The 6,427-nt window shown below is 34.9% G+C and carries 5 protein-coding genes and 2 tRNA genes; 5 read left to right on the forward strand and 2 right to left on the reverse strand.

Annotation, left to right across the window (positions count from 1 at the left end; translation table 11 throughout):
* Positions 1 to 86: 86 nt before the first annotated feature.
* Positions 87 to 1,874, reverse strand: a complete 1,788-nt coding sequence (locus tag T420_RS0105470) for a glucan ABC transporter ATP-binding protein/ permease (RefSeq protein ID WP_013545222.1) — start codon at positions 1,872 to 1,874, stop codon at positions 87 to 89.
* Positions 1,875 to 2,099: 225 nt separating this feature from the next.
* On the opposite strand from T420_RS0105470, the gene T420_RS0105475 reads away from it, so the two are divergent.
* Positions 2,100 to 3,083: an RluA family pseudouridine synthase gene (locus tag T420_RS0105475; protein ID WP_013545221.1), complete on the forward strand. Its 984-nt coding sequence runs from the start codon at positions 2,100 to 2,102 to the stop codon at positions 3,081 to 3,083.
* A gap of 1,046 nt (positions 3,084 to 4,129) precedes the next feature.
* On the forward strand, positions 4,130 to 4,924 hold the full coding sequence (locus T420_RS0105480; RefSeq protein WP_013545219.1) for an ATP12 family chaperone protein: 795 nt from the start codon (positions 4,130 to 4,132) through the stop codon (positions 4,922 to 4,924).
* 35 nt (positions 4,925 to 4,959) lie between these two features.
* Here T420_RS0105480 and T420_RS0105485 read toward each other — a convergent pair whose 3' ends face one another.
* Positions 4,960 to 5,775 (reverse strand): TrmH family RNA methyltransferase, encoded by an 816-nt coding sequence (locus T420_RS0105485; protein WP_013545218.1) that lies wholly within the window; start codon positions 5,773 to 5,775, stop codon positions 4,960 to 4,962.
* Between the two features lie 203 nt (positions 5,776 to 5,978).
* On the opposite strand from T420_RS0105485, the gene T420_RS0105490 reads away from it, so the two are divergent.
* The 3 genes from T420_RS0105490 to T420_RS07330 form a co-directional block, all read left to right on the forward strand.
* Positions 5,979 to 6,062 (forward strand) — tRNA-Tyr (locus T420_RS0105490).
* A gap of 25 nt (positions 6,063 to 6,087) precedes the next feature.
* Positions 6,088 to 6,161: transfer RNA gene (locus T420_RS0105495), tRNA-Gly, on the forward strand.
* A 172-nt stretch (positions 6,162 to 6,333) separates the two neighbouring features.
* A partial coding sequence (locus T420_RS07330) for a GTP-binding protein (RefSeq protein WP_002972655.1) occupies positions 6,334 to 6,427 on the forward strand: 94 nt, incomplete at its 3' end.

Here is a 6,427-nt window from a genome sequence, read left to right on the forward strand (position 1 = left end):
GTGTTTTGTGTTACAGCTTTTTAAGAAAGCTTAAATTTTATATCGTTAAATTAGGTTTTTATTTAAAGATACAGAAAAAAACAATTTTATGATGCAATAGCTTTGTGCAATGGCACTACATTTTCATCTTTTGTTTTTATTATTTCTTGATCAATAATTAATCCACCAGTTTGTAATAATTTATAGAAGTGACCACCTTTATTGATCAGTTCTTGGAAGCTACCTTTTTCAATTAAATGGCCATTATCTACAAATAATATAAGATCAGCATTGCGAACTGTTGAAAGACGATGTGCTATAATAAAAGTAGTGCGGTTTTGACTTACACAATCGATGGCATCTTTAACACGAGCTTCCGTTTCAACATCAAGAGCACTTGTTGCTTCATCCAAAATAAGAATAGGTGCATTTTTTAAGATAGCACGTGCGATTGCTAATCGTTGTCTTTCTCCACCTGATAATTGTGAGCCTCTCTCACCAACTAATGTATCGTAACAATTGTTTTTTCTTAGAATAAAATCATGGGCAGCAGCTATCTTTGCAGCTTCATAAAGTTCTTCATCTGTTGCGGTAGCTTTGCCTATCGAAATGTTATCCCGAATACTACGGTTGAAAAGACCAGAATCTTGAAAGACTGTTGCTAAGGCCTTGCGTAAAGATTCACGATTAATTGTGCGTATATCTATTCCATCAATGCTGATGTGTCCAATTGTGGGATCGTACACGCGTTGCAACAAGTTGATTAAAGTTGTTTTTCCAGCGCCTGTTGGCCCTACAATTGCAACGGTTTGTCCTGCTTTAACTTTAAACGAAATATCGAAAACACCTTGAGAAGAATTTAGAAATTTATAAGAAACATGGTGAAACTGGATTGCACCTTTAACATTTTGAAGAGAAGGAAGGTTGTCTGGTGTATTGATATGAACAGTAGAGTCTTCCATTTCAAAAAAATCTTTTAATTTTGCCTGTGAAGATATAGCTAAATTGATAAAGTTGCTAATTTGATCAAGACGATTAATCATTAACTGAGCAAATCCAATAAACGCAACAACTTCTCCTACTCGTACTTGACCTTTTGTTACAAAAAATGCTCCTAGGAGAAGAACACATACTATGGAAATTGTTGAGGCCATTCGATTTAAGCCACTAGCAAGAGCCCACCAATTTAAAACAGGATTTTGGGCTTTAAGAAGATCAGCTGCATGTTGATGAAGTGCTGAGGTTTCTTCTATTATTCGATTATAACTTTGTACAATGGAAACATTGGAAATTGAATCACTGATATGTTTAAAAAGGTCATGATGGTAGCGTTCTACAGCTGCTTGTCCATCTTTTGTTTTTTGCATCACTAAGCGTGCAATTAATACATAGATAATAGCAAGGACAAGTAAGACTATTGAAAGGCGCCAATTCATTTTAAAAGCTGTAGGTACTAGAACAAATAATGCAACAAGAGTTGAGAGATGCTGACGCATAAAGTCAAGCCATATGGTTGACATAGAATCTATTGCACGCAGTAATATATGAAGAGTATTAGAAGTTCCTCGTTGTTGGTGCCAGACTAATGGCATAGCAATGATACGTTCGAAGGATTCTGTTAAAACAGTTAAGCGGCGTCTGTGTGCTAAGCGATCAGCACTGCGTGCTACAAGGACATAAGCAATAATATTAAAAATACCAAAGCCTACCCAAATTGTGAGGGTAGAAATAATACCCGACTTATCTGCAATTGCATCAATAACTTGTCCAAATAAAATAGGTTCTACGATCGTAATTATAGCTAAAATAACATTAGCCGAACAGATTAAGATGGATGCATTTTTTTCTTTGTTTAGATAAGAAAGAACACGAGCATAAATTTTAAATAAAGACACAGATGGTTATCTCCAATAAATCATCACAAAGTTTAAGTTTATGATTCTCTAATTATTGTGACCAAGTCTTTGAACTAATAAAATTTATGCGGTAGGAGAATGCAATTTTGGATACGGATTGTAATGCAGCGTGATAACGCTAACTTATAAGATTGTTTTTTTTGTTTATATATAGCAGGAGGAAAATGCTAATGACAAAGGGATTTTTATGGTAAGAGAATTGTTATGGTGGGTATAAAAATAAGAAAGGTTGAGGCAGATGAAAGTGGAATGCGCTTAGATCGCTGGTTTAAGATATATTATCCAAATGTTGGGTTTGGATATTTACAAAAACTTCTACGTTCTGGACAGATACGAATTGATGGTGGACGTGTTAAAAATGATATGCGTCTTGTCGTGGGACAATCTATCCGTGTCCCCCCTTTATTTACCGATAAAAAGGATGGCTTTCCTGTAATCAATAAAACCATTTGTGGACAGGATGATAGAATAACCTTAAAAAATATACTTCTTTATGAAGATTCAAAGATTTTTGTTTTTAATAAACCAGCAGGTTTGGCTGTACAAGGTGGCTCTGGTTTGACGCGTCATGTTGATAGTATGCTTGAAGCGTGGCGCAATAAAAAAGGTGAAAAACCGCGATTGGTTCACCGCCTTGATCGTGAAACATCAGGCATTCTTGTTGTTGCGCGGTCAAGAGGAGCAGCGCAGGTTTTGACTGCTGCTTTTAGAGCGCGAGAAACAAAGAAGACTTATTGGGCATTGGTACGGGGAGTACCTAGGAAAAAGCAGGATAAAATTTCAACCTGGATGGCCAGGGAAATAACTACACAAGCTGATAAAATGCGTGTTTGTGAACATAGACAACCAGATTCTAATCACGCAATTTCCTATTATCGTGTTTTGGATACACGAGGAAAATCTCTTTCTTGGCTTGAAATGGAACCCTATACAGGTAGAACACATCAATTACGTGTTCATGCTGCTCATATCAATCATCCGATTATTGGCGATTCAAAATATTTTTTTTCTGATAGTAATTGGGAATTGCCAAGGGGAGTACAAAATCGGCTCCATCTTCATGCTCGTCGTATTCGTATACCTCATCCTTCAGGAGGTATCTTAGATATTACTGCACCTTTACCACCTCATATGGTGCAAAGTTTTAATATTTTTGCTTTTAATGAAAACGATGGTGATACAGAATAATATAAAAAAAATCTGTATCTTATTTATTTTTATAATTAATTGATTTATAAAGATAATTTATCGTTTTTTTATCTTTAATGAGGAGTCCCGATTAGACTAAAGTAGTATTTTCTTATTTAAAACTCTCTTATGGTATTCTTATCTTATACAAAGAAACGACTTTATGCAGGTGATATAAAATTCACTGGAGAGCAAAAGATTACATTGAAAAAATTAAAATTTTTAAATGACTTTTATAGTTATGCTAATAGTAATAATGAGGGTCTGTATTCGTTGAAATCGATATTATGAAGAGGCATTATAATATTATAATGCTTATAGCTGTATATGATCAACACTGTGCATGACTTACTAAGAAACCAGAAAGGTTATATTTTATCATAAGGCTTTTCAGGTTATGCTATATGTATTCATGTGAATAAGTGATTTGGATAAATCACGTTTATTGACATACGATTTATTGACATACGAAAAGATAATATGAAGGTTGCACAAAATTTTATAAAACTGCAAACAAAGGCTATTTCCGTTAACCATTCTGTTTGATCAATGCAAAAATGCGTTAGAGAGTAATATGGTTTTTTATTATTGAAAATCCTTAAACAAACACCAAAAGAAGTATGAAGAATCCTCTTTGTGTGAAAACAGTGTATAAGATTACAATATCAAAATAACTATTTTATGTGAACAAATGTATGATTTTATGGATCACAAGTTTTATGTTTTTTAAAGTTTTAATGCTCTACAAAGTCATATTCTTTTCTGGGATTTGATCATACCTTTATTGGAAGATATGTTATATGCACTGTTATATGAAAAATATTTAAGGAATAGAGTTGTAAATCGATAATTATTAAGAGATTACGAATTGGTGTTGAGATTATTCAGAAGACTATTGATAGTTAAATATGCATAATGCTTGAGTATCAGTTGAAATGACTGCAATTGATATGTTTTAAAATTGTTGTACAGTATTTTGTAGCAAGTGATTGTAAATTCTAGTCTAAAAATTTAGTAAATTTATTGAGAATTAAAGGTAGAACGAAATGCGTGAAATTTTAGGTGATGTTGATATATTATCGAATGAGAATAATTCTCTTCCTTATCCTCATCATTCTCAGAAGTTATCATGTCAGTCATTGCCTAAGCGGTTTTATGAAAAAGTAGATGTCATCTGTAAAGAGGAAAAATTTTCTATTTTATTGGATGGGCGTCAATTGAAAACACCTGCAAAACGTGATTTTTTTGTACCGATAGAGAAGCTTGCTGTGTTAGTAGTACGGGAATTTACTGCACAAGAAGAAGTGATTGATCCAGCAAAAATGCCAATTACGCGTTTAGTTAATACTGTTATTGATGGTATAATTGACAATATGCAAATTATTTTTGAAGATTTGTTACGTTTTGTTGCATGTGATATGATTTTTTATAGAGCACAAACACCAAAAGAGCTGGTGAAACGACAGTCTGAAAAATGGGATTTTTTACTTGATTGGGCAGAAGAAAAATTGGGTGCACATTTTAATTTAGCAGAAGGACTTATGCATATTGAACAACCACCTGAGTCTATTCAAGCAGTGAGTAATTATTTACGCAAGATAGGGTCTCCTTATGCGCTAGCTGCACTTCATGCGATGACTACTTTAACAGGGTCAGCTCTTATCGCTTTTGCTGTAACTGAGAAGGAGATTTCTACAGATGATGCTTGGACTATTGCGCATTTAGATGAAGATTGGACAATGGAACACTGGGGGAAAGATGAGGAGATAATAATACGTCGTGCTTATAAAAAGGTAGAATTTGATGCAGCCGCTACGGTTATTGCTGTTTGCTCTAAGTGAAATTTTCTTCTTTTTACGTATAGGCAAAATAAAAATTATTGTCTAAGGTATTTATGAGCTGCGTAGAGCGCAATTGTTGCAGCGTTTGAGACATTTAATGATTTAATATCTCCAGGCATATCAAGACGTGCCAATTTGTAGACAGTTTCTCGTGTTTTTTGGCGTAGACCTTTACTTTCTGCTCCTAAAACAAGAGAGATTTTATTTCCTGTTAATGCTATTTCCAAGGGCAATTCACCTTCTGAGTCAAGTCCAAAGCTAATAAAATTCATTTGGTTAAGCTCTTTAAGTGCTTGAGATAGATTTTGTACTGTAATGTACTCAATGAGTTCTAAAGCTCCAGAAGCTGCTTTGGCAAGGACACCACTTTCTTGTGGTGAATGGCGATTAGTCGTAATGATTGCTCCAGCTTTAAAGGCTACTGCAGAACGCATAATAGCGCCAACATTGTGTGGATCAGTAATTTGGTCCATGACAATAATGAGGTCGGTATTTGTCAGTTCTGATAAAGAGTGTGATTTTAGAGTTTCAGTTTCTAAGACAAGTCCTTGATGAACAGCTTCGTTTCCCACAAATGCTTCCAGTTTTTTAGGTAAGCATAATGTTATAGGACATGATAGGCTTGATTCGTTTATATTGAGACGTTTTAAAGCATTTGGCGTAGCATATAGATGTCTCAAAATTCTTCGAGGATTCTTAAGTGCTGCACGGACTGGATGGATACCATAAAGGTAAATTTTTTCTTTCTGTAATTTTGGATGTGTTGAAGATTGGAAAAGAAAGCCTTTTGTATCGCGATATTGGCGACGAAGGCGAGCATAATGAGAGTCTTTAGGTGTATTTTTTTTCATGTTACATTTATAGTACATTAATGACCGATGTATGTAGAAAAAACATAAAATTCTAAATTATTTAGTACGAAATTTTGTACAGAACTGTATTTATTTTGTTGACAGATACAATACTAAACGTCATAACCAATTTTTAGCCAATCTAAATTTAATAAGGAAATTGGCTGTAGTGATGCTTTATCGCCCAGCTTTGCCGATGTAATGGAGGGGTGCCCGAGTGGTTAAAGGGGACGGACTGTAAATCCGTTGCGTATGCTACGTTGGTTCGAATCCAACCCCCTTCACCATTCATCGAAATAGAGCTGATATGTTGCGGGTATAGCTCAATGGTAGAGCAGCAGCCTTCCAAGCTGAATACGCGGGTTCGATTCCCGCTACCCGCTCCAAACATAAGTTGATGACTGAGTAAAGAGATGGTGGAAATGTTTTCCATCATAAATCATAAAATGAGACGAATATTTTCGTTTTATAATTGTTGTGCCGGCCTTATATCGGACCGGTGGGATTTAGTTTTGAAGGCCTTTTTTAGGCGCTAATTAAGACAAGAGATTGACGGCAATGGCAAAGAGCAAATTTGAACGTACGAAGCCGCATGTTAATATAGGTACGATTGGTCACGTTGATCATGGGAAGACTTCATTGACAGCAGCGA

It is taken from the genome of Bartonella clarridgeiae ATCC 51734 (assembly GCF_000518185.1).
Taxonomy (GTDB): Bacteria; Pseudomonadota; Alphaproteobacteria; order Rhizobiales; family Rhizobiaceae; genus Bartonella; species Bartonella clarridgeiae.